Origin of the sequence: Streptomyces sp. NPDC014734 (genome assembly GCF_043083325.1) — a bacterium.
GTDB lineage: Bacteria > Actinomycetota > Actinomycetes > Streptomycetales > Streptomycetaceae > Streptomyces.
Window position 1 is genome coordinate 206,131 of record NZ_JBIBYN010000011.1, and the last position, 23,249, is coordinate 229,379.

The window sequence follows — 23,249 nt, forward strand, 5'->3', positions numbered from 1 at the left end:
CGGCGTGGCACCGTTCTCGTCGAGGGCATCGGACGCGGACCGCCGGGGAGTCCGTCCGGCGCCGAAGACTGCCGAACGACCTCCTCGACCGCTCACGCTACCGTGTGCTACCAGCGCTCTTCCGGCTCGCGCCCCGAGGGATACGATAATTCTCTCGGCGCGAGGCGTCGCAGCGCCCGACTTTGTCCGTATCCGAGCCCGCTGCACACCCTTCTCAGCTCCGCACCCCGGTGCGGACCGCGCGACGACCCATGGAGAAAACATTGAGGACGAAGTTCCGTTCTCGTATCACTGCCCGGCTTGGGCGCACTTACCTTTCCAGAATCCAGAAGTACGGCATCGGCTCCTCCACGATCAGGCTGCTGCCGGACGAGTTGCTGATGCTGTTGCGCAGGGACGGTCTGGACCCGGTGGACAAGCTGGCCGGCGTCCGGGCGACAGCGCCGATATCCAAGGTCTCGCTGCCGTTCGGAATGGATGTCTGGGTGGTCACCGGCCACGAGGAAGCCAAGGCCGTGCTCGGTTCGGCCGACGGGTTCAGCACCGACTTCGCCCACCTCGCCAGCAATGCCGGGGTCGCGGCGGAACAGAGCCCCGGCGGGCTCGGGTTCAGCGACCCCCCGGTGCACACACGGCTGCGTCGCATCCTGACACCGGAGTTCACGATGCGCCGGCTGCGCCGGCTCACTCCGCGCATCGACGCCATCGTCGAGGAGCGCCTCGACGCGATGCGGGCCCGCCGGGGCCCGGTCGACCTGGTCCAGGAATTCGCGCTGCCCATTCCCTCGCTCACGATCTGTGAGTTGCTCGGGGTGCCCTACGGGGACCGCGACGACTTCCAGCGGCTGGCCATGGACCGCTTCGACCTCTTCGCGGGAACGACCGCGCCGTTCGGTGCCATGTCGGAATCGCTGGAGTACTTCAGGGACGTGGTCAGGGCCCAGCGCCGCACCCCGGGCGACGGCCTGCTCGGCATGATCGTGAAGGAGCACGGCGACAGCATCGACGACGAGGAACTCGCCGGCCTCGCCGACGGTGTGCTCACCGGGGGGTTCGAGACGACCGCCAGCACCATCGCCCTGGGCTCTCTCGTCCTGCTGCGGAACGAGGACGTCTTCGAACGGATCCGGACGGACGACGCGGCGGCCGCGCCGTTCGTCGAGGAGATACTGCGCTACACCACCGCGGTGCAGCTCGCCTTCCCCCGGTTCGCACGCGAGGACATCGAGATAGCCGGAGCGGTCATCCCCAAGGGGGACATGGTGCTCTGCTCGCTGAGCGGCGCCAACCGGGACGCCTCGTACGTCGGGGACGACGGCCGCTTCGACCCGCACCGCAACGCCACCGGCCATCTCGCCTTCGGCCACGGAATTCACCGCTGCGTCGGCGCCGAACTCGCCCGCATGGAACTGCGCGCCGTCTATCCGGCTCTGACCAGGCGGTTCCCTCAAATGAAGCTGGCGATCCCACCGCAGGATCTGTCCTTCCGCAAGCTGTCGATCGTCTACGGCGTCGAGTCGCTGCCGGTACACCTGGGCTGAGCGGCCCGGACGCCGCCGAGCGCCTGCCCCCCGGGGCGCCGCGGCGTCGTGGGACGATGTCCTCCTACCAGGCGACCGGAATCCGCTCAGGGCTGCGGGACGTGGTCCCCTCGCGCCACTCGACCGCGTCGACGGGGTGGGCGAGGCGAAGACCGGGCAAACGTGCGGCGATCCGGTGCAGCGACAGCTGGAGTTCGAGCCGCGCCAGCCACGCGCCGAGGCAGTAGTGCGGGCCCGCGCCGAACGACAGGGTGGGAGCCGCCAGCGGGGCGAACAGGTCGTCGAACGGCCGGGGCGCGAACACCTCGGGGTCACGATTGGCCGCGCCGCAGTCCGCCAGCACCATCGAACCCGCCGGAATGGTGACGCCGCCCACTTCGGTGTCCACGGCGGCATGGCGTGCGGTCCCGCGGTCGTCACCGAGCGGCACGAGGTGCAGCAACCGCTCGGCGACCGCCCCCGCGGCTTCCTCGTCCGCCCCGATGCGGGGCCAGCACTCCCGGCGTTCACCGAGCAGATAGAGCAGCGCGTTGCCGAGCATCGTCATGGTGCTGTCGTGACCGCCCACCACCAGCCCGCACACGAGATCGACGAGCTGACCCTCGGGAATGCCGCCCTCGTCGTCGGCGGCTCCCACGAGCATGCTGGTCAGGTCGTCACCGGGGTCCTTGCGCCGCTCGGCCAGGAGCGCCGCCCCGAACGCGGCGAACTCCGCCAGCGCCGGTGCCATGTCCTCCTCGGGATGGGAACCGTCGGAGAAGGCGTACTCGGTCCAGTGGCGCAGCCGCTCCCGCGCCGCGACGTCGAGCCCCATCAGCCGGCTGATCACGTCGACCGGGAGCGGAAGGGTGTACCCGGCCACCAGATCCACCGGGGCCGTGCCGACGGCGAGTGCGTCCAGGCGCTGTTCCACGATCGAGGCGATCCAGGGACGCCAGCGGGCGACGGTCCTCGGGGTGAACGCGCGGCGCAGCGTGCGGCGCAGGCGCAGATGGTCCTCTCCGTCCTGGTTGAACATGAGGTCGGCACTGGCCACGAGTCCGGACTGGCCCGTCAGGGGCACGGTGTCCGGTACGTGGAGCTGCGCACGTCCGAACCGGGGGTCGGTCAGGACCTTGCGCACGTCGTGGTAGCGGCTCACCCGCCAGGCCCGGGTGCCGTCCGGCAGCTCGACGGGCCTGGGCGGGCCGGACGGCTCGAAGTCCGAACGGTGCAGTGGGGGAAGCTGCGCGGCGGTGATCACGTCGTTGTCGTCGGAAAGGGGCACGTAGGTCCTCCACATGTCCACATGCGCGGGTATGGCGGAAACGAGCGGGCTCGGGACGCGGGTGGCCGCCGGCCGGATCCGCCGGCGGCGTCACGGCGCCGCGTCCTCACGCTCAGAGCTCGACCAGCACCTTTCCTCGGTTGGCCCCCGTTCCGCGGTAGAGGCTGCCGTAGGCGTCCGGGATGCAGTCGAAACCGTGGTGGACGGTGTGCCCGAAACGGATCTCGCCCCGCCGCACCCTGCCGCCGAGTTCGTGGTGGAGCGCGCGCCAGTTCTCCTCCGTGAACCACTCAAGCGAGAAGATGCCGCGCACACAGGTGCGCGGGAACATGATGTAGGGCAGCAGCCGCGGCCCGGTGGCCTCGCGGCCGACCTGGGTGGCCCACTGCCAGCACACGGCCACCTGACTCCCCACGTTGAGCATGGAGAAGACGGCGTCCGTGACGGTGCCTCCCAGGTTGTCGAAGTACTTGTCGACCCCGTCGGGCGCGACCCAGCCGAGCGCCTCGCGCACCGCTTCCCAGCTGTCCCCGTGGCGGTAGACGACGACCGCGTCGAAGCCCAGCTCGTCCAGGTAGTCCGCCTTCTCGACCGTCGAGGTCGTACCCACCACCCGGGCGCCGGCGAGCTTGGCGAGCTGTCCGACGAGTGAGCCGACCGCACCGGAGGCACCGCTGATGACGACGGTGTCACCGGGGCGGACCGACATGAACTTGGTAAGTGTCCCCCACGCCGTCATGCCGGGACCGCCCATGACGCTCAGCGCGGTGGGCAGTGGCAGGTCGTCGTCGTACCAGTGGGGGTCCAGGCGACGGAAGGCGGGGAAGACCATGGGGAACGTTCCGGTCTGCCAGGGCGTCGCCGCACCGTTGCTGACGAGGTGGGTGCGCCAGCCCCCGAAGCCCTGCACCAGGTCACCGGGCCGGTGGGCGGCGAGTGGCCCGGCGTCCAGCACCTCCATGATCGAGTCGGCGCCCATGTGCGCGCCGAGCGGGGTGTCCAGGGCGATTCCCTGCAGGTAGGGGTCCACCGAGACGTAGCGCGTCCTCAGCAGCATCTCGTCGGGGGCGAGACGCGTGTCGAGGTCCTCCTCGACCATCTCGTAGACCTTCTCGACATCGGGCACCCCCTCGATGTGCTCGCGCACGACCCACTTCCTGGTCCTCATCACATTCCCTTCCCGTCCGCGAGGGACGAACGTTCTGCCGTGCCGGACCGGATCTCCGTCCGGGGTCCCACCGGGACGACGAGATGGGTCGGTGGCGGCCCGCTCTCGTCGACGGAGGCGGTGAACGCCAGTCCGTCGTCCCGGCAGATGAACTGCATGACGTGCCGGCCTGCCGCCGCGGCCCGGATCAGACCGCCCGTGGTCGCCCAGACGCCGGACTGGTAGAAGTTGCGCAGTCCCGGCAGGCCGGGTCCGTGCTTCTTGATGAGCGTCTCCAGCGTCTCCCCGCTCTCCACGAACGGCTGCCAGCCGAGGACGGTGCCGTTGTAGTTGCCCGTGTAGCGGACCTGGGTGAGCGGGCTCGACACGTCGCGCACGGCGATCGCGTCCGTGATGCCCGGATGGTGCCGCTCCAGGAAGGCGATGAGTGCCTCGCGCGCCCGCTTCTTGGCGGCGTAGTAGCCGCGGCCGTGGCGCACCGGCAGGGTGTGGAGCTCCTGGCCGCCGCGGCGCCGGGTCGCCTGTTCCGGTCCTTCGTCCAGGGCCCGCCAGGGGGCGATGTCACAGAAGTAGGTGACGTAGGCGATGCTCGTCCCATCGGGCGAGAGCTCCGGGTAGTGCCGGTTGCGGAACTGGACGTTGACGCTGGGGTGGCGGATTCCGGTGAGTTCGGCCGCCAGTTCCTCGTCGAGCAGATAGGTCGTGCAGGGGTCGGCGTCGGGGAATTCGCGGCGCAGGCCGAGGAAGAGCGTGAAGTAGCCGGGGAACACCATCCCGGGTTCGCCGATCGTGCGGGTGTAGAGCCTGCGGTAGGCGTCGTTGAGGTAGCGGCCGCCGAGCAGGTCCATCATCGTGGTGCGGCCGTCGCAGGCCGAGACGACGATGTCGGCGCGCATTTCCTCCCCGTTGCTCAGCCGTACCCCGACCGCCCGGTCGTCCTCGACAAGTACTTCGTCGACCTTGGCGTTGTAGGTGACGTCGCCGCCGAGCTTGCGGTAGCGGCGCTCGATGGACTCGGCGAGTCCGAGCGATCCGCCCTCGGGGACGCCCGCGGAGAGATTGGCGTGCGAGGCGAGCTGGAAGTGGAACGGCAGCACCGGGAAGGCCGGATGCTTCTCGTACAGGATGAAGTTGAACGCCTCGCGCAGCAGGGGGTCCCTGAACTTCGCCGAGTAGTCGGTCATCAGCACGCCGATGGATGTGCGCACGGCGTTGAAGTACGGAATGAACGAGGCGAGCATGCGCCAGCGCTCCAGTACCGGCATCAGTCCGACCGGTTTGAGGAACGGGTAGACGGCCAGGGCCTTGCGGAAGGCCCGCAGTTGTTTGCAGAAGCTCCGGATCAGGGCCGAGTCGGCGGGCGAGATGTCCGTCAGATGTGCCTGGAGCCGGTCGGGGTCGGAGTAGAAGTACACGGATCGGCCGCACCGGCCGCGCACCACGTTGAAGACGTCGAAGTGCCGGACCTCCTTGCCCTGCAGAGCTCCCAGCTCCAACCAGATCTGGTGCATCTCGTTGCCGGGGCCGCTGCCCAGCAGCCAGCTGACGCACGGGTCCAGGGTGAAGTCGCCGCGGTCCCAGGCCGTGCAGCAGCCTCCCGGCAGTTCGTGCATCTCCAGGACATGGGTGCGGTAGCCGTTCATCCGGGCGTAGCAGCCGGTGGACAGGCCGCCGAGCCCTGCGCCGATAATGATCATCGACTCTCGTCGGGAACGCGACACGGACGTGCTCTCCTCGGTTCTCATGTGCGGGTGTCCCCCCGCGCGGACCACCGGTCGAGCTGGGGCAGTCGGCCCAGCTTCCCGGGGTGCCAGGGCTCGGTGCCCCGGCTCTCGGACGCGGTGAACCCGCGTCCCAGTTCGTCGCAGAGGTACTGGACGGCGAAGCGGCCGGTGGACGCGGCGCGGATGAGGCCGCCCATCCCGACCCACTGCCCCGCCATGGAGAAGCCCCGCAGACCGGGCAGGCGCATGCGGTCCTTGCCGACCAGCGCGGTCGCGACGTCGTCGGCCTCGGAGAACGCCTTCCAGGCGAGGATGGACCCGTCGTGGTTGCCGGTGTAGCGCCGGGTCGTCGCGGGGGTGGCGATGTCGACGAGTTCGATGCGTTCGGCCGTGCCGGGCATACGGCGTTCCAGGAACTCCCGGACGAAGTCGGCGATCTGACGCTTCTGTGCCCGGTACGCCTTGCGGTCGGCGGCGCGCAGTTCCTTCCAGTGGGCGAAGTCGCTGAAGTAGGTGCAGTGGATCACCGATCTGCCGGGCGGGGCGAAGCCGTCCGCGTAGTCGGAACGCAGCTGGACCACCAGGCTGCTCTGGAGCGCTCCGGGCAGTCGCGCGGCATCCTCGGGTGTGAGCAGGTACGTGGTGCTGTGGGCCCGGTCGTGGCCGAGGTCTCCGTGGATTCCGACGAAGGCGGAGACCACGGCCGGGAAGAGGGTGCCGCTGCGGTGCAGCAGGTCGTTGTACAGCTTGTCGATCCGGGGTCCGGTGTACCGGCCCTGGAGGAGGCCGTGGATGGTGGTGTGTCCGTCGCAGGCCGAGACGATGTGGTCGGCGTAGTACCGCTTGCCGTTGCGCAGTTCGATGCCGACGGCCCGTCCGTCCTCGACCAGGATGCGTTCGACGCGTGCCCGGTAGGTGATCTCGCCGCCCAGCGACGTGTACCGCTCCTCGATCGACCGGGCCAGGCCCAGCGAACCCCCCTGGGGGAAGCCCGCGTTGTGGTGGTGGGCGCTGGCCATGTTGAACAGGTACGGCAGCACGGGGAAGCCGTCCGGGTCCTGGAAGAAGATGTTGCGGAACGCGCGGCGCAGCAACGGGTCCTGGAACCGGTCGGCGAACTCGTGCATCGGTGTCGACGCGGTGCGCCAGAACAGGCGGAACGCCGGCAGCACGGTGCGCAGCGTCGCCGTCTTCTCGCGCACGGTCCGCAGGGCGGGTGCGGTGAGGAACGGGTAGAGCTCGATGGCGGTGAACCGCCGCAGGTCGCGGCAGAACGAGCGGATCAGCCGGGCGTCGGCGGGCGACAGTCCGAGCAGGTGCCGCTCCAGCCTGTCCGGGTCGTTGTAGAAGACCACCGAGCGGCCGGTCTCGTCGACGACGCGGTTGAACATCTCGAAGTTGGTGATGGTCTTGCCGTCGAGTGCTCCCAGTTCCCGCCACACCTGGTGTGCCTCGTTGCCCGCGGCCGTGCCGATCAGCCACTCGATGCAGTAGTCGAAGATGTAGCCGTCGCGCGACCAGGCTGTGCAGCAGCCGCCGGGGAGGACGTGCTTCTCGAAGATGCGCGAGCGCATCCCGTTCATCTGCGCGTAGCAGCCGGTGGACAGTCCGGCCACCCCGGCGCCGATCACGATGACCCGGGGGCCGTCGTTGGTCCCGCGCCGGTCGGCGCCCCAGTCGTCGTCCACGTCATCGGGCATCGGCGTCGCCTTCCCGGAGGATGCCGTACACCAGCTCGGCGTTGCGGGCCACGTGCTTGGGGTCGAGCATGTCGGCGTGGATTCCGGAGCCGCGGAGCACGGCCGTGGCCGTGGTCGAGCTGCCGTGCCAGGTGCCGCGTGCGTCGGCCGCGTAGAGGGAGGTCTTCTCCTCGTCCGTGACGACGCTGACGGTCGCGGCCACCGTGCCCGGGTTCGCGGTGCGACCGCAGAAGGCCAGATACTCCGCCGCGTGGTCGAGGGTCTGGCGGGCGACGATCTCCGACCCGGTGTGCTTGAGGACGTGCTCGGCGAGTTCCGCCTCGAAGACCTCGAAGTGTTCCGGGCCGGGGACGTACGGCTCCAGGATGCGGTGCGAGTCCAGGACGATGACATGGGCGACGTCCCGGCCGCGGCTCTCCAGTTCCTTGGCGACCTCGAAGGCGAGGTTGCCGCCGAGGGAGTAGCCGAGCAGTCGGCACGGGCCGTCGGGCTGCGTGGACTCGACGAGATCCGCGTAGCGGGCGACCTTGTCCTCGCCGGGAATGTAGTTGAAGGCGATGAGACGGTACCCGTCGAGCCGGAGGGCGAACGACCGGTACACCAGCCCGTGCCCGCCGGCCGGCGGGAAGCAGAACAGCGGATCCGGCTGATCGGTGTTGAAGGTCAGGCAGGGCAGGTCGTCCGCGACGCCGCCGGTGACGAGGCGTTCCACCGTCGTGGCCATGCCGTGCAGGGTCGTGACCCGGTACAGGAGGCTGACCGGGATGCCGACGCCGAACTCCCGGCGCAGCCGGTGGATCAGTTCGATCAGCTTGATGGAGCTGCCGCCCGCCTCGAAGAACTCGTCCGCCGGGCCGACCCGTTCCAGCCCGAGCAGTTCCCCCCAGTGCCGGGCCATGCTCTCCTCGAACGGCGTGCCGAGCTCCTGCTCCGGTTCTTCAAGGGTGTCGGACCGGGGCTCGGGGAGCGCGGTCATGTCGACCTTCCCGCTGCCGGTGAGCGGCAGTTCCGGCAGCACGACGAAGTGCGCGGGGATCATGTGGGCGGGCAGCAGTTCCGCGAGGTGCCGGCGCAGTGCGCGCCGGTCGATCTCCGCCCCCGGCACCGGTACGCAGTACGCGCAGAGCGCGTCCTCGCCCGCGGCGTCGGGGCGCACCGTGACCACGGCCCGGGCCAGTCGGGGCCACTGGGCGAGGTGCGTCTCGATCTCGCCGATCTCGATCCGGTGGCCGCGGAGTTTGATCTGGCCGTCCACCCGCCCGAGCAGGTGGACGGCACCGTTCGCGTCCCAGCGCGCGGCGTCGCCGGTGCGGTAGAGACGTGCGGGGCGGGCGTCCGGCCCCGGGTCGAGGGGCCGGGTCACGAAGCGTTCCGCCGTCTGCCGCGGATCGCCCGCGTAGCCGAGGGCGACTCCTTCGCCGCCGATCCACAGTTCTCCGGGGACACCGGGCGGGACCGGTTCACCGTGCCGGTCGAGGACATGGAGCGTGGTGTTGCCCAGAGGACGTCCGATGGGCACGGTACGGCCGGGTTCGAGGTCGTCGGCGGGTCCTTCGAAGCAGGCGCTGTCGATGGTCGCCTCGGTGAGGCCGTAGGAGTTGATCACGCGGGTGTCCGGGCCGCACAGGCCGCGCAGCCGTCGGTACTCGGCCACCTTCCACGCGTCGGATCCGACGATCAGCAGACGCATGAAGTCCAGTCGGCGGCCCTCGCGTTCGCAGTGGTCCATGAGCCCGCGCACCACCGCGGGGACGAATTCCGCGCAGTCGACGCGTTCCTCCCGCATGGTGGCGTGGAGGCGCTCGGTGTCGAAGAGGAGGTCCCGGTCGACGAGTACGAGGGTGCCGCCGGAGCACAGCGCGCGCACCAGGTCACCGGTGAAGACGTCGAACGAGGGGGCGGCCATCTGGAGGTGTACCCGTACGTCGTGGTCGAGCCGGTACTCGTGCAGCCATGCGGCGTACGCGGAGGCGAGGTTGCGATGGCTGACCTGTACGGCCTTGGGGAGTCCGGTCGAGCCGGAGGTGTGGATGACGTAGGCGGGGGCGTCGAGGTCGGCCGGCTGCCCGACGGCGGTCGGCCGCCGGTCCTGCGGTGCGGGCGCCGTCTCGCACAGCTCGCGCAGGGTCAGCGTCGGGGCAGGCAGTCCCGTCCGCCGGTCCTGGGAGGCGTCGTCCTCGACGATGACCAGGACGGCCGCCGCGGTCCGTACGGTCTGCGCGATGCGGTCGGTGGGGTGGTCGGGCGGGATCGGGAGGTAGGCGCTCCCGGACTTGAGCACGGCGAGGAGCACCACGACGAGGTCGGGCGTCTTGTCGAGGCAGAGCGCCACGACGGCTCCGGCGCCCGCTCCGCGCTCTCGCAGGCGTCGTGCCAGTTCGTCGGAGCGGCGCTCCAGTTCGGCGTACGTCAGCCGAACGGCCTTGCCCTGTGCCGCCGGAAGGGTGACGGCGACGGCGTCGGGGTGCGCGGCGGCGGCCTCGGCGATCAGTTCGTGCACGGGGCGGACGCGGCCGTCCCCGGTCGCCGCCGGGGACGGAGTCGTGCGGCGGGCCCCGCTCCACTCGGCGGTCAGCAGTTCGCGCTCCCGGGCGTCCAGCATCCGCAGCCGGGTGACGGGGTGCTCGGCCGCGGTCCGGGTCATGCTGTCGAGCAGCGTTGTGTAGTGCGACGCCATCCGTCGCATGGTCTCCGGCTCGAACAGGTCGGTGTTGTACTTGAGCACGCAGTGGAACCGGTGGTCGGCCTCGTCCTCGTAGACCGACAGGGTGACCTCGAACTGCCCTTCCTCCTCGGGCAGTTCGATGTACTCCAGGCGGTACCCGTACTTCTCGGTGGCGACCTTGTGCGTGAGCAGGATGAACATGGCCTGGAACACGGCGGACCGGCTGGGGTCGTGCTGGAGGCCGAGCCGGTCGACCAGCAGGACGAAGGGGTACTCCTGGTTGTCGAGGCCGCCCAGCACGGTCGTGCGGACCTGTTGGAGCAGTTCGGCGACCGTCGGCTCGCCGGACAGGTCCGCGTGCAGCGGGAGCGGGTTGACGAAGTAGCCGTACACGGACGCGAAGTCCTGCTCGGTCCGCCCGGTCACCGGGCTGCCCACGATGACGTGGTCCTGGCCGGAGTAGCGCTGGAGCAGTACGTAGTAGGCGCCGAGCAGCACCATGAAGGGGGTCACGTCGTGCCGACGGGCCAGGGCGTGCACGCGGGCGGTGAGATCCTCGTCCAGGACGAAGAACTCCGAGGCCCCGTTGTGCGTCTGGACGGCGGGACGGGGTTTGTCGACGGGCAGTTCCAGGACCGGTACCTCGTCGGGCAGGTGCGAGCGCCAGTAGTCGAGCATGCGCTGCGCCGCGGGGTCGGCCAGGAAGCGGTTCTGCGCGTTGAGGAAGTCCAGGTAGCGCGCGGTGACGGGCGGCAGCGAGGGCGCGCGGCCCTGGCGCAGTCCCTCGTAGACGGCAAGGAGTTCCTCGATGAAGGTGAACGTCGAGATCGCGTCGGAGATGATGTGGTGGACCGCCTTCATGATCACCCAGCGGTCGTCGCCGCGTTTGAAGAGGCGGAAGCGGAACAGCGGGTCGTGTTCGAGGTCGTAGGGCTTGCGGTACTCGGCCACGATCGTGCGGTGGATGTCCTCCCAGGCCTGGTCCCGCACGTCGAACAGGGCGAGGTCCGCGCTCCGGTCCGGGGAGACCTGTTGCACGGGCACCCCGTCCACGGTGAGGAAGTTGGTCCGCAGCGCGGGGTGGCGGGCGACGAGGTGACGGACGGCCTCGAACATGAGGTCGGGGTCGAGGGCGACGCGGACCTCGACCGCGCCGCCGATGTTGTACGCGTAGCCCTCGGGGTTGAGCTGCCTGAGGAACCACAGGGCCTTCTGGTTCTGTGTCAGCGGATGGCGGAACTCGTCCTCGAACACCTCCACCACTGTCTTGTCCCCGCCCCGGGCTTCCGACGCCACCGATTCGGCGAGGCTGTCGTGGAGCTGGACGACGAGTTCGGCGACCGGTGTACCGCTGAGCAGTGCCACCACCGCCGGGGCCACGCCCAGCTCGGAGCCGAGCCGGGCACGGAGTTCCATCGCCAGCAGGGAGTCCAGGCCCAGCGCGTTGAGGCCCGCCTGCGGATCGATCTCGTCGGGGCCGGTCCGGAGCACCGAGGCGGCCACCGCGGTGAACCTGCGGGCCACCAGGTCCAGGCGTTCGGCGGCGTCCGCGGTGCGGAAGGTGTCGAGCAGACCGTCGCCCGCTCCCGGCTCGGCGGCGTCCGCCCGGGCGCTCGCGGCCAGTTCGGTCACCAGGGCGGGCGGTGAGGCGTACCAGGCCAGGAACACCGGCCAGTCGACGACGGTCGCGACGAGGAGTTGCGCCCGGTCCTGACCGATGACGCGCTCCAGGACGGCCATGCCGACCTCGGGCGCCAGAGAACTCATCCCCCGGCTGTGGAGGTAGTGGCCGACGAGCCCCAGTTCCTCGATCATGCCTGTGGCCCATGGCCCCCAGTCCACGCTCAGTCCAGGCAGTCCGAGTGCCCGGCGGTGGTGGGCCAGGGCGTCCAGGAACGCGTTTCCGGCGGCGTAGTTGGTCTGGCCGGCCGTGGTGAGCAGGGAGGCGATCGAGGCGAAGAGGACGAAGTGGTCCAGCGGTTCGTCGCGCAGGTGGCGGTGCAGCAGGTAGGCCCCGACGGCCTTGGGGTCGTGGGCGGCGGTGAACGTGGGGTGGTCCATGTCGGGGACGAGCGTGTCGCGGACCTGCCCGGCCAGGTGGAACACACCGCGGACCGGCAGCGGGTCGGTGCGCCGGTGGGCGTCGAGCCACCGGGTGAACGCCGCCTCGTCGGTGATGTCCAGCGGGGCCAGGACGACGCGGGCGCCGAGTGCCTCCAGCTCCTTGACGAAGGCGGCGGCGCGCCCGGCGGGGGTGGCGGGGTCGAGCTCGCGCCACGTGGTGCGTTCCGGGAGGGCGGTGCGTCCGATGAGGACGAGGCTGCGCGCCCCGCGCCGCACCAGGGTCCGGCACAGCAGCCTGCCGAGTGCGCCGAAGGCCCCGGTGACCAGGTAGTTGGCGTCCGCGCGCAGGCGGAGCGGGAGAGGGCGGGTCAGCCCCTCGGCCCGCCGTGCCCTGCTGGTGAAGCGGCCGGAACCGCGCAGCGCGATCTCTTCCTCGTCGTCGGTGAGGAATTCGCGCAGCAGTGCCGCGGCGTCGGTCAGGACGCCCTCGTCGTCCCGCGGGCGGGAATCCAGGTCGATCAGCTTTCCGGGGTGGCCGAGCAGCTCCTGGTGCCTGAGTACCCGGCCGACGCCCCAGGCGGGAGCGCCCAGCGGTTCGACGGTCTCACCGGGTTCGACGTGCTGCGCGCCGCGGGTGACGATGTGCAGTCGGCCGCCGTCCCCGCGGCGCAGCAGGGTCCGTGCGAGCGCGATCAGCGCGTACGCTCCGGTGTCACGGTGCCGCGCGAGGTCGTCGCGTGTCGTTTCGGCGAGACGGGGCAGATCGAGGTTCCACAGGTGCACGACGGTGACGGCGGTTGCCGCCGCGTCGCCCGGCCCGTCCGCTCCCGGCCCTCCGGTCCGGTCCGCCCCGTCGTCGTTCCCGCTCCCGTCCAGGTCGGCGAGGAGTCGTTCCAGGTCCTCGGCTGAGCCCGGGGCGACGGTGAACTCGCGTCCGTCGTCGCTCCTTCGGTACCCGGTGCCCGGACGTACCAGGTGGCACCGCTCGCCGCGGGCGGCGAGCAGGACGCCGAGGGCGTCGCCGATGCCCCGGTCGTCGGCGAACACCAGCCAGCCGGTCCCGGTGGGGTGGCCGACGCGGGTCCCGGTACGGTCCCCCTCGTCGACGTCCTGTTCGAGGGGCCTGTCGATCCACGCGGTCTCGGCGAGCCAGGAATCGATCGTGCCGAGTCCGACCGTCGTGGACGCCCTGTCCACGTCGGCCGCGCGGAAGCCCACGACGGTCCCGAGGGGTTCGCCGCCCTCCGTGTAGAGGGTGATGTTCCCGACGAGTTCGTCCGCGTCCTCGCGGGTCACCGTGGCGTGTGCCCAGATCGGCCGGTCACCGACCGGGGCGAGGCGCACCTCCTCGATCGACAGGGGCAGCCGGATGCCGGAGGTCTGCCCGCCCGTGCCGCCGTCGAGGAGCTGCGTCGCCAGCAGGGCCTGGAAGCAGCCGTCGAGCAGCACGGGGTGGATGTGGTGCCGGGCCGCGTCGTCGCCGATCACCGCGGGGGGACGGAGCCGGGCGAGGACCTCTCCGGGGCCGATCCGGACGTCGTCGATGGCGCGGAACGCGGGACCGTAGTGGTATCCCCGTGCCGCCAGTTCCGCGTAGCATTCCTCGCCGTCCAGCCGGCGCCGGGCGCGTGCCCGGACGGCGTCGACGCCGTCCGCGGAACCGGCCGGGCGGGGCTGGCCGGAGCGAACGACTCCGCTCGCGTGCACCGGCCGGTCGTTCTCGTCCTCCCCCGCCGAGGCGATGGTGAACGACGCGTTCTGCGACGAGAGGGTCAGGCGTACGGCCCGGGCCTCGCCCTCGGGCAGGAAGAGGGCCTTGCGGAGCTCGATGTCCGTGAGCACGACGTGGGTGCCGCCGGTCAGGGAGCGGACCGCCTGCATGGCCATCTCCAGGTACCCCGCCGCCGGGAAGACGACGGTGGACTGGATGCGGTGGTCGTCGAGGTAGGGCAGCCGCTCGGTGTCGAGCGTGGCGTGCCAGGTCGGTTCGGGGTGTGTGGTGCGCCGGCCCAGCAGTGGATGGTCGACGCGGCCGAGGCGGACCCGCGCCACCGGGGCGGGCTCCGTCCAGTACCGGTCGCGCTTCCACGGGTAGCGGGGCAGGGTCACGGGTGTGCCCGCCGGGTGCAAGGTGTTCCACGCGACGGGGACGCCCAGGGTGTGCAGCTCCGCCAGCGAGGCGGCGAAGCGTTCCGGTTCGTTCTCCCGGCGACGGATCGAGGGGAGGGTGCGCACGGTGGTGCCGCGGTCGTCGAGGCACTCGCGGATGGAGTGGCCGAGCACCGGGTGCGGCCCGATCTCCAGGAACAGGCCGTATCCGTCGTCGGCGAGCCGTTCGACGGCCGACCGGAAACGGACCCGGTGGCGGACGTTGCGCCACCAGTACGACGCGTCGAGTTCGCCGCCGTGCGCCATGCCGTCCTGGCCGGTCAGGTACAGCGGCATGGTCGCCGGACGCGGCGCGAGCCCGTCCAGCGAGGCCAGCAGCTCATCCTTGATCGCCTCCATGCCCGCGCTGTGGTACGGCACCTCGACCTGCAGGAACTTGGCGAAGATCTGCTCGGACCGCAGTCCGTCCGCCAGTTCGGCGAGCGCGTCCCGGTCGCCGGCCAGCGTGACCGCCGAGGGGCTGTTGACCGCGGCCACGGACACCCGGTCCCCGTGGGCGGCCACCCGGTTCTGCGCCTCCTCCTCCGTCAGACTCACCGCGAGCATGGTTCCGGTCCCGGTCAGCAGGTGCTGGAGCCTGCTGCGGTGCACGGCGATCCTCGCGGCGTCGTCCAGGGTGTAGACGCCGGCCTCGTAGAACGCGGCGATCTCGCCGGTACTGTGCCCGACCACGGCGTCGGGTCGTACACCGTAGTGGCGCCACATGGCCGCGAGTCCGACCTGGACGGCGAAGTTGGCCGGTTGGGCGAGCCAGGTCTCGCCCATCCGCGACGCGCTTTCGTCGGCCGTCATCTCCTCGATCAGCGACCAGTCGGCGTACTCGCGGATCGCCCGGTCGCAGCGGGTGACGGCGTCCCGGAACACTTCGTCTTCCTGGAGCAGTTGGCGTCCCATGCCCCACCACTGCGGGCCCATTCCGGTGAACACCCAGACCAGGCCGCGCTGTTCGGTGTCGAGCTGTCTGCCCTGGACGACCCGGGGGTGGGCGTCGCCGCGGAGGAAGGCCGCGAGTCCCTCGTCCAGTTCGGCCGGTGAGGAGTACACGATGCCGAGGCGCGATTCGAGATGCTGGCGGCGCCGGGCGAGCGTGTGGGCGAGGTCGGGGAGCGGCGCCGTCGGTCCGTTGGCCCCGACGAGCTCGCGACGGATGCCTTCCGCCACTTCCAACAGGGTGTCCGGGGTCCTGGCGCTCAGCGGAAGGACGTTCCAGGCACGCTGTTCGGGGACGGTCCGCGGTGCTTCCCGCCGGGGCGCCTCCTCCAGCACGACGTGCGCGTTGGTGCCGCCGAAGCCGAAGGAGTTCACCCCGGCCCGGGCGGGGCCCTCGTGCCGGGGCCAGTCGGTCGGCCCGGTGGGGATGCGGTACGGGGCCGACTCGGCGTCGATGGCCGTGTTGATCCGCTCCAGATTGATGTGGGGCGGGATGCGGCGGTGCTTGAGGCAGAGCACGGTCTTGATCAGCCCGGCGACGCCCGCCGCCGACTCGGTGTGCCCGATGTTGGTCTTGACCGACCCGACGTAGCACGGGGCATCCGGTCTGCGGCCCACGGAGAGCGCCCTGCTCAGCGCGTTCGCCTCGATCGGGTCACCGACCGGTGTCGACGTTCCGTGCGCCTCGACGTACTGGAGGGAGCCGGGGGTGATGCCGGCCTCGGCGCAGACGCGCTGGATGAGCGCCACCTGGGCGTCCGCGCTCGGCACGGTGATGCCGTTGGTACGGCCGTCCTGGTTGACCCCCGTCGCCGAGATCACCGCGTGGATCGGATCACCGTCGCGCAGGGCGTCGTCGAGCCGCTTGAGGGCCACCATGCCCACGCCCTCCGCACGCACGTAGCCGTTGGCCCCGGCGTCGAACGTGCGCGAGCGTCCGTCGGGTGACAGGAAGCCGCCCTTCGTCTCGGCGATCGTGTACTGGGGCGCCATGTGCAGCAGTACGCCACCGGCGAGCGCGAGGTCGGTCTCGCGGTCGTTCAGGCTCCGGCAGGCGAGGTGCACCGCCACCAGGGACGAACTGCACGCGGTGTCGATCGACAGGCTCGGCCCCCGGAAGTCGAAGCAGTACGAGAGGCGGTTCGAGACCATCGTCATCATGGTGCCGGTGGCGGTGTGCGCGGCCAGCGACTCGAATCCCAGATCGGAGAACTGGAGGATCTTGTAGTCCAGCGTGAACGCGCCGACGAACACGGCGGTGTTGCTTCCGGCGAGCTCGAAGGGCCGTTGGCCGCCGTCCTCCAGCGCCTCCCACGCCACCTCCAGCAGCTTGCGCTGCTGCGGGTCCATGTGGTCGGCCTCGCGCGGGCTGATACCGAAGAAGCCGGGGTCGAACTCGTCGAACCCGTCGATGTACCCGCCCCGGCCGCCGATCAGCCGTCCCGGTGTGTCCTTGTGTTTGCTGCCGAGCGTCGTGACGTCGTACCGGTCGGCCGGCGTCGGTGTGATGCAGTCCTTGCCCTCCATGAGGTTCTGCCAGTACGCGCGGTGGTCCGACGCGCCACCGGGCAGTCGGCAGCCCATGCCGATGATCGCTACTTTGTCGCTCACGGAGGCACTGTTCACGTCGGGCAAGGTCGTACTCCTCAATTCGTGGCGCCGTGTCACGGCATGGTTGCGGGAGGGCCGTACGGCCTCCCGGAAGGGCGGAACCGGTCAGGCGGAACCGGGCCCGGCCCTCTTGGCTCGGCGCCAGGGGTGGAGAAGGGTGGTGGCGACGGCACCGGTCGGCGGGAACGAGGCGGGATCGCTGAGCCCGACGGCGACCGGTTCCCGGCCGGGACGCCAGGTGTAGCTGTCAAAGAGGTGGTCCCAGATCGACAGGTCCGAGCCGTAGTGGCCCGCCTCGGACAGATCGGTGCTGTGGTGCAGGCGGTGCTGTTCGGGACTGGCGAGCACATGGTTGAGCCGGCCGATCCGCACATCGATGTTCGCGTGGACGAAATAGCCCTGGGCGGCCACGAAAAGTCCCACGACGAGGACGGATTCACGCGAGAAGCCGATCAGTGCCAGGGAAAGCTGGACGACCCCCTGGGAGAGGACGATGTCCAGGACGTGATTGACGCCGTTATTGGCGACGTTGACTTTCTGTGGCACGTGGTGAACGCCGTGCAGGCGCCACAATATCGGGTTGGTGTGGCCCAGCCGGTGCACGAGGTAGCTCGCCAGCGAACCGGTCAGCAGAGCACCGGGGATCTCCACCCAGAGATTCAGCGCGGGTTCGTCCGGGCTCACCACGGCCACGGCCGCGGTGACCAGATATTGCGCCAGGGCGCTGGACACCATCGTGAGCAGGAAGTAGACGCCGTACCAACGCCATTCGCCGGGGTCGGGATGCCATGAACGCTGATAGGGAATCAGGCGTTCGAGAACGGTGAGATACGCGATGGTGCCGAGCAGGAAGAGCGGGCTCACATGGTCCGGGGCCCAGTCGAGACACAACGCCACCACGGCCACCGAGACCGCGGCGACCAGCAGGACCGGGTACGCGAGCACGCGGAGCAGACCGCGCACCGGACCCGCGGGGGAACCTTTCCCCTGCACGGGGGGTGGGCCCGGCTCCGGATCGCCACCGGGCGTCGGTTCGAACTTTTCCATCCGTAGCACCTTCACGAAGGAATCCGGTACAGAGAACGCGCGGGCCCGAAGGAGGAACTGACGCCTTCCCGCGGGCATGCGGGCGAACGCGGAGAACACCGCTCGCCCCGCACGGGCGATTCATGCACGGAGACAGATATGGGATTTTCCATGGGCCTCGCCCCGAGCAGGGACGCCGAGCAAACCCGCTCTCTTCTTTTCCTCCCGCGGCGTTCCCAATCGTCGGAATCAAGCCGCGTATCAGGGCGCCGCCCGATCACGGAGCGGCCATCGCTCGTCCGTTTTTCAATGAACCAGACGGACCAGTCGGGCGGAATGTGAATAATTCGCGCCACACCCAAGTGGGTTATTAATAATATTGATTGCCTATTCGGCTTTCATATTTTTTAAAGTTCGATGTGCGCGGTTCTGCCCCGCCGGGGAGCGACGGGAAATCCGAGGAGGGCGTGCCGAGCCCGAAAGCCCTGTCGTACCGACGGGGAAATCGACGCCAAGTCCACGTAACCGCGCGTTTCGGTCACGGACTTGACGGAGTGACGGACCTGAACGGGACCGGGCCGGGCCGCGGCCCCGCTGCCGAGGGACCGGGGCGGGGAACCGGAGGTGGTCAGGGGCCGACGTGGCTCATAAGCACCGGACCGGTGACAGCCTTCGGGGCGACGCCCTGTCGGAAGGCGAGGTCGGGGGACGTACCCCGGCGCGGCGCGGTTCGCGTTCCCCGGAGGAACGGCCGCCCGCCGGACCGGATGAGCGCGGAAGGGAGGGGGAGGAGGGGACGCGGCTCCGGCCGGGCGGCCGGAGCCGTCCGCTCATGGGGCGGGCGTCCGCCGGGTACGCAGGTCGGTGGCGACGGACTCCAGGACCTCGATGGGACGCAGCAGGTCCGGGTACGCGATCGGCGGCCTTCCTGTCCGGACCATGTCCAGGAACACTTCCAGACCCGGCACGCAGTACCTCGCGTCGAGGGTGAGGGTCTGCTCGACCATGGTGTCCCGGGTGAGTGCCATTCCGTGGAACGGGATCTGTCGCGTGTCGGTCGGACGGACGAGGTTGACGACGACACGGGTGTCCCCCGCCGTGAAGGAGGCGGTGACCGTCGAAGCGGTGGTGTCCGTGCGTACGTCGCCGATCTCACCGGGGGCGAGCCGCAGCGCGAGGTCGACCGGATGAATACCGTAGAAGAAGACTCCGCCGTGCTCGCCCTCGGGGTCGGCGGGCCCGGACATGACGACCGCATGGGGCCTTCCGCTGGTCGAGGACCGGGCCACCAGCCTTTCCGCGTCGGGTATCCAGCGGAGCGCGGAGAACGACGTGAGCGGCGCGTCATGGGCGAGCGCGGTGTCGATCATGACCTGGGCGTCCTCGACGGTGCAGGCCAAGGGCTTGTCGACGAACACCGGGAGCCCCGCGGCCAGGAAGGGGAGCGCGTGGTCCCGGTGGTGCGCGCCGTACCGGTCCGCGACGACGACGGCGTCCACCAGGCCGAGCAGGTCCGTGGGGGCGGCGACGACCGTCATCCCGCCGACGGCGGCGAGCGCGTCGTTGCGTGCGTCACGACCGCCGCTGAGCGCCACGACCCGGGCATCGCCGCCCGCCCGGTGGACGTTGAGGTGGCGGACGATGTGGTCGACGTGGCTGTTCTCGGTGCCAACGATCCCGATGCGCATCGGGAGAGGCTATCTCCACGCCCACGGACTGGGGATCCCCGGGTCGCCGGACGTGAGGGAGCCCTCCGCCCGGCGGCCGGGCGGGCGGCCCGTCCCGGCCCTCCGGCTGTTCCGCGCCCGCGGGTGTCCACGCGCACCCGGTGCGGGTTGGGCAGGCTCCGGCCATGCGGCATAGGATCCCCGCGGGTGGGGCTGTAGCGCAGTGGTCGTCGCGCCTTCACGGCATGTGGGAAGACGCCGGTTCGAATCCGGTCGGCCCCGCCCTTCGGGCATCTGCCCGTCGGGGGCCACGGTCGTGTCCGGCGGGACGAAGACGAACCCGTGCCGGACGTCATGCCGACCGGCCCTCCGGGTCAGACTCCCGGCGCACCCGCGCGCAGCCAGCCGAGCAGGTCGTCCGTCAGCAGATCGCCCTGTGCGGCGATGTCGTCGTCGATCACCGTCGGATCGAGGCGGTGGACGCCGGTGCGGTCCCGGCCGTGATGCCGCATGAAGAGTCCCTGCCCCGCGCCGTCCTCCCCGACCATCACCCAGTCGGGCGCGTGCCGGGCGACCTCGAAGCTCTCGTTGCGTTCCCCGATGCGGTGCGGCCCGTACACCAGCACGCCGTTGTCGAACAGCACGCCCGGCGTCGACCGCCACAGACACGCGATCGTGGGATTCGGCCCGTCTCCCAGTCCGCGCGACAACGCCTCCCGCACGGCCAGGAAACCGGCGAAGGACTCCGCCACCGGGTACTCGTCGCCGTCCGATCCGTCACGGCGCACCACGGGACACTCGCCGTCCCCCGCCTCCCCGCGCCGGTCCAGGGCGAAGAAGTAGCTGTCACCGCAGTCGGGTTCGACCGCGAAGCACAGTCTGTCCCCGCTCAGCCGCCACTCGGCCGTGATGGCCTCGTACATGTCGTACGTGTCGAGCACTCCGTCCGTGCCGTCCGGCTCACCGGCTCCGTCCGTGCTTCCGCTCGGCACGACGACGGCCAGGTCCGCGGCCCCCGCCCGGCCGCGACCGAACTCCGCCAGCCACCACCGGTACGACGGCGGCAGCGGTCCGACCCGCGCCTCGGCCTCGCGGATCTCCTTGTCCGAGGCCGCGGGGGCCGGCCCGCGACGGAATTGCGGCGACGCCTCGATCAGGTCGCGCAGTCGGGTCAAGTCCGGTGTCATGTCCCGGAGTCTGCCAGGTCGCGCCTCGGGAGCGGTACGCGGCAGGACGGTCCCGCGGGACCGTGGGCGGCGGGTCCCGGGCGTGTCCGTGGTGCGCGGGCGCCGGACTCTCCGCCCGCCGCGCGCCTCACCCCGTCGAGCCCTCGGTCCTGGCGCCGGTCGCGTACGCGGCAAGGGCGTCCACCTCGGTCGGCAGCCCGTAAGTCCGCATGAGCGCGGCGAAGTTGCCGAACGGCCTGCCGCCGAGCCGCCAGGTGCCGGGCGAATCGGCAAGTGCGCGGATCAGCCGCCGCTGACGGTCGTGCAGCGTCGCGAAAGGTGTCCCGGCGGACAACGGCCGTTCGGGAAAGGCAAGTCGCAGCGCCGCCCCGGCCACGTGCAGGGCCTCGCCACCGGAGATCTCCGGCAGGCGGGCCAGCAGCGTGGTCAGGGTCTCGTCGATGTGGTCGTCACCCAACAGACACAGTGACCGCGCCGCGTATCCGCGGACATCACCGTCGAAGAACGGAACCTCCTCGCCTCGTTCCGTGTCCCGGCTCACTCTCTCCCGGAGCGCGTCGGCGACCGCCCGGTCCGCCCGCGGTCCGTTCAGCCGGGCCAGCGCCGTGGCCGCCCCCCAGCGGACCAGGTCCCTGGGATCGTCCAGCGCGTCGTCCAGCAGACGTGGCGCCCGCGCCGGGCCGGGTTCGGCGAGCCGGCCGACGGCGACCAGGGCCGTGGCGGCCACGACCGGGTCGGGATCGCCGACGATTCGTTCCAGTGCGGGAAGGGCCGTGGCGGCTTCTTCCGGGAACCAGGCAAGGAGGTGGGCGGCCGCGGTACGGACAGCGGCGTCCTCGGCGTCGAGCAGGCTCCGCACAAGGGGCAGCCCGGCGCGCACGGCGTCGTACGCGGCGAGTTCGACGAAGGCGTGGATCCGTGTCTGCTCCTCGTGGGGAAGGTCTTCCACGTACCGTTCGATCGGCAGCAGATCGTCCTCCTCGTCCTCGTCCTCCTCCTCGTCCTCCTCCTCGTCCTCGCACTCGGTATCCGCACTGGGTTCCGGTCGGGCCGGATGCGGCTCCTGCGCCATGGACACCTGCGCCGCGGCGTCCGCCAGCAACTCCGGCCCACCCTCGGCCGCCTCCCGGAGGACGGAGATCGCGTATCCGTCGAGCGGGGAATGGTCGTCACCGATCGCCAGTCGGGCGAGCAAACCGAGAATCTCCGGCCCGATCGGCGTCGACGGATCGGCAAGGAGTTCCAGGAGGAAGGGCACCGCGGGAGCGGTGGCCAGGTATCGGCTGCCCTGGTGGACGATGTTCGCGTTCAGCTCGCCCAGGGCCTTTTCGCGGACGCCCCGTTCGGCCGAGCCGAGCGCACGGAGTTGGCCGGGCACGTCGGTGGCGGGTCCATAGGCGTGAGGCAGGTTCGCCCAGTCGACGGTGTCAAATGTCTCAAGCATCCCATCAGCGTCGCACAGGGGTATGACATCGCCGGTCGTCGATCGACGCGGGGCTCGTCCGGGCCGTGGCGGACTTCGGCCGGGCCCGTTGGGCACAGTGGTGCGGTTCCGCGCCGCGCGTGCCGGTGCCGTTCCCGTGCCGGGTCCGGTCCGAGGTCCGGTCCGAGTTCCGCGTTCAGGATCCGGGAGGAACCCCTCGGCCTCCTCGCGGCGTCCGTCGCGGGTACCTCGCCCTCTTCCGGTCCCTTCTGTCCATTCCGCGACGGCTTCCGGGGCACGGACACGGCGGACGGTTCCCTCACCGCACTCCCGCCAATGGTATGGACATGACCAACCGGCCCTGGCTAGTCTCGAACTTGGTCTAGACCTAGTGGAGGAAGGTGCGGCTCCCCCACTCGTCCCGCAGCGCCCCCACACCTCCCCAGGAGCGAAGCATGCGCAGAAGGATCACCTCGTTACTGCTCGGGCTCGGCATCGTCGGAGCTTCCGTCCTCACCACCGGCGGCACCGCCCAGAGCCACGGATACACCGACGCCCCGATCAGCCGTCAGCAGCTCTGCGGCAACGGCACCGTGCGCAACTGCGGCCAGGTCCAGTGGGAGCCGCCGAGCGTCGAGGGACCCAAGGGCTTCCCCGCCCGGGGCCCCGTCGACGGCACGATCTGCGCCGGAGGCATCGGCCGTTTCTCCGAACTCGACGACCCGCGCGGCGGCAACTGGCCCGCGACCAACGTCACCGCCGGACAGAACTACACCTTCCGCTGGCAGATCGAGGCGCGGCACGCCACGACCGACTTCCGCTACTACATCACCAAGGACGGATACGACCCGACCAAGCCGCTCACCCGGGCCGACCTGGACCCGCAGCCGTTCCTGACCGTTCCGTTCGGCGGACGTCTGCCGGGTTCCACGGTGAGTCACTCCGGAGTGCTGCCGCAGAAGTCGGGCAAGCACCTGATCCTCGGCGTCTGGACGATCGCCGACACCGGCAACGCGTTCTACGCCTGCTCGGACGTGAACTTCTGAGCCGAGACGCACCTGTGTGCGGCCCGGGACCCGGCACCGGGCCGCACCTGTCCGTCGGCGG

Annotated in this window: 11 protein-coding genes and 1 tRNA gene; 3 read left to right on the forward strand and 9 right to left on the reverse strand. The window is 70.6% G+C overall.

Annotated elements, in window-relative coordinates; translation table 11 throughout:
* The first annotated feature begins 251 nt into the window (after positions 1-251).
* A complete protein-coding gene (locus tag ACF1CT_RS19690) occupies positions 252-1,541 on the forward strand; it encodes a cytochrome P450 (protein ID WP_391785150.1) in 1,290 nt (429 codons plus the stop codon).
* A gap of 64 nt (positions 1,542-1,605) precedes the next feature.
* Here the strand turns inward: ACF1CT_RS19690 and ACF1CT_RS19695 are convergent, their stop codons facing one another.
* The 7 genes from ACF1CT_RS19695 to ACF1CT_RS19725 form a co-directional block, all read right to left on the reverse strand.
* Complete coding sequence (locus ACF1CT_RS19695) at positions 1,606-2,808, reverse strand: cytochrome P450 (RefSeq protein ID WP_391785151.1); 1,203 nt, start codon at positions 2,806-2,808, stop codon at positions 1,606-1,608.
* Between the two features lie 112 nt (positions 2,809-2,920).
* Complete coding sequence (locus tag ACF1CT_RS19700; protein WP_391785152.1) at positions 2,921-3,976, reverse strand: MDR family NADP-dependent oxidoreductase; 1,056 nt, start codon at positions 3,974-3,976, stop codon at positions 2,921-2,923.
* Complete coding sequence (locus tag ACF1CT_RS19705; RefSeq protein ID WP_391785153.1) at positions 3,976-5,721, reverse strand: phytoene desaturase family protein; 1,746 nt, start codon at positions 5,719-5,721, stop codon at positions 3,976-3,978. The genes ACF1CT_RS19700 and ACF1CT_RS19705 overlap by 1 nt, the downstream gene beginning before the upstream one ends.
* Complete coding sequence (locus ACF1CT_RS19710) at positions 5,718-7,400, reverse strand: phytoene desaturase family protein (RefSeq protein WP_391785154.1); 1,683 nt, start codon at positions 7,398-7,400, stop codon at positions 5,718-5,720. The genes ACF1CT_RS19705 and ACF1CT_RS19710 overlap by 4 nt, the downstream gene beginning before the upstream one ends.
* Positions 7,390-16,863 (reverse strand): amino acid adenylation domain-containing protein, encoded by a 9,474-nt coding sequence (locus ACF1CT_RS19715; RefSeq protein WP_391785155.1) that lies wholly within the window; start codon positions 16,861-16,863, stop codon positions 7,390-7,392. The genes ACF1CT_RS19710 and ACF1CT_RS19715 overlap by 11 nt, the downstream gene beginning before the upstream one ends.
* An 81-nt stretch (positions 16,864-16,944) precedes the next feature.
* Positions 16,945-17,793: a sterol desaturase family protein gene (locus ACF1CT_RS19720; protein WP_391785220.1), complete on the reverse strand. Its 849-nt coding sequence runs from the start codon at positions 17,791-17,793 to the stop codon at positions 16,945-16,947.
* A gap of 902 nt (positions 17,794-18,695) precedes the next feature.
* Positions 18,696-19,553: a Gfo/Idh/MocA family protein gene (locus ACF1CT_RS19725; protein ID WP_391785156.1), complete on the reverse strand. Its 858-nt coding sequence runs from the start codon at positions 19,551-19,553 to the stop codon at positions 18,696-18,698.
* 188 nt (positions 19,554-19,741) lie between these two features.
* Here ACF1CT_RS19725 and ACF1CT_RS19730 point away from each other — a divergent pair.
* A tRNA-Ala gene (locus ACF1CT_RS19730) sits at positions 19,742-19,814 on the forward strand.
* Between the two features lie 92 nt (positions 19,815-19,906).
* Here the strand turns inward: ACF1CT_RS19730 and ACF1CT_RS19735 are convergent.
* The gene (locus ACF1CT_RS19735) at positions 19,907-20,719 is read right to left on the reverse strand and encodes an SMI1/KNR4 family protein (RefSeq protein WP_391785157.1); all 813 of its coding nucleotides are present in this window, start codon (positions 20,717-20,719) and stop codon (positions 19,907-19,909) included.
* A 127-nt stretch (positions 20,720-20,846) separates the two neighbouring features.
* Complete coding sequence (locus ACF1CT_RS19740; protein ID WP_391785158.1) at positions 20,847-22,163, reverse strand: HEAT repeat domain-containing protein; 1,317 nt, start codon at positions 22,161-22,163, stop codon at positions 20,847-20,849.
* A 434-nt stretch (positions 22,164-22,597) separates the two neighbouring features.
* On the opposite strand from ACF1CT_RS19740, the gene ACF1CT_RS19745 reads away from it, so the two are divergent.
* Positions 22,598-23,188, forward strand: coding sequence for a lytic polysaccharide monooxygenase (locus ACF1CT_RS19745; protein WP_391785159.1), 591 nt, complete (start codon positions 22,598-22,600; stop codon positions 23,186-23,188).
* Positions 23,189-23,249 lie beyond the last annotated feature (61 nt).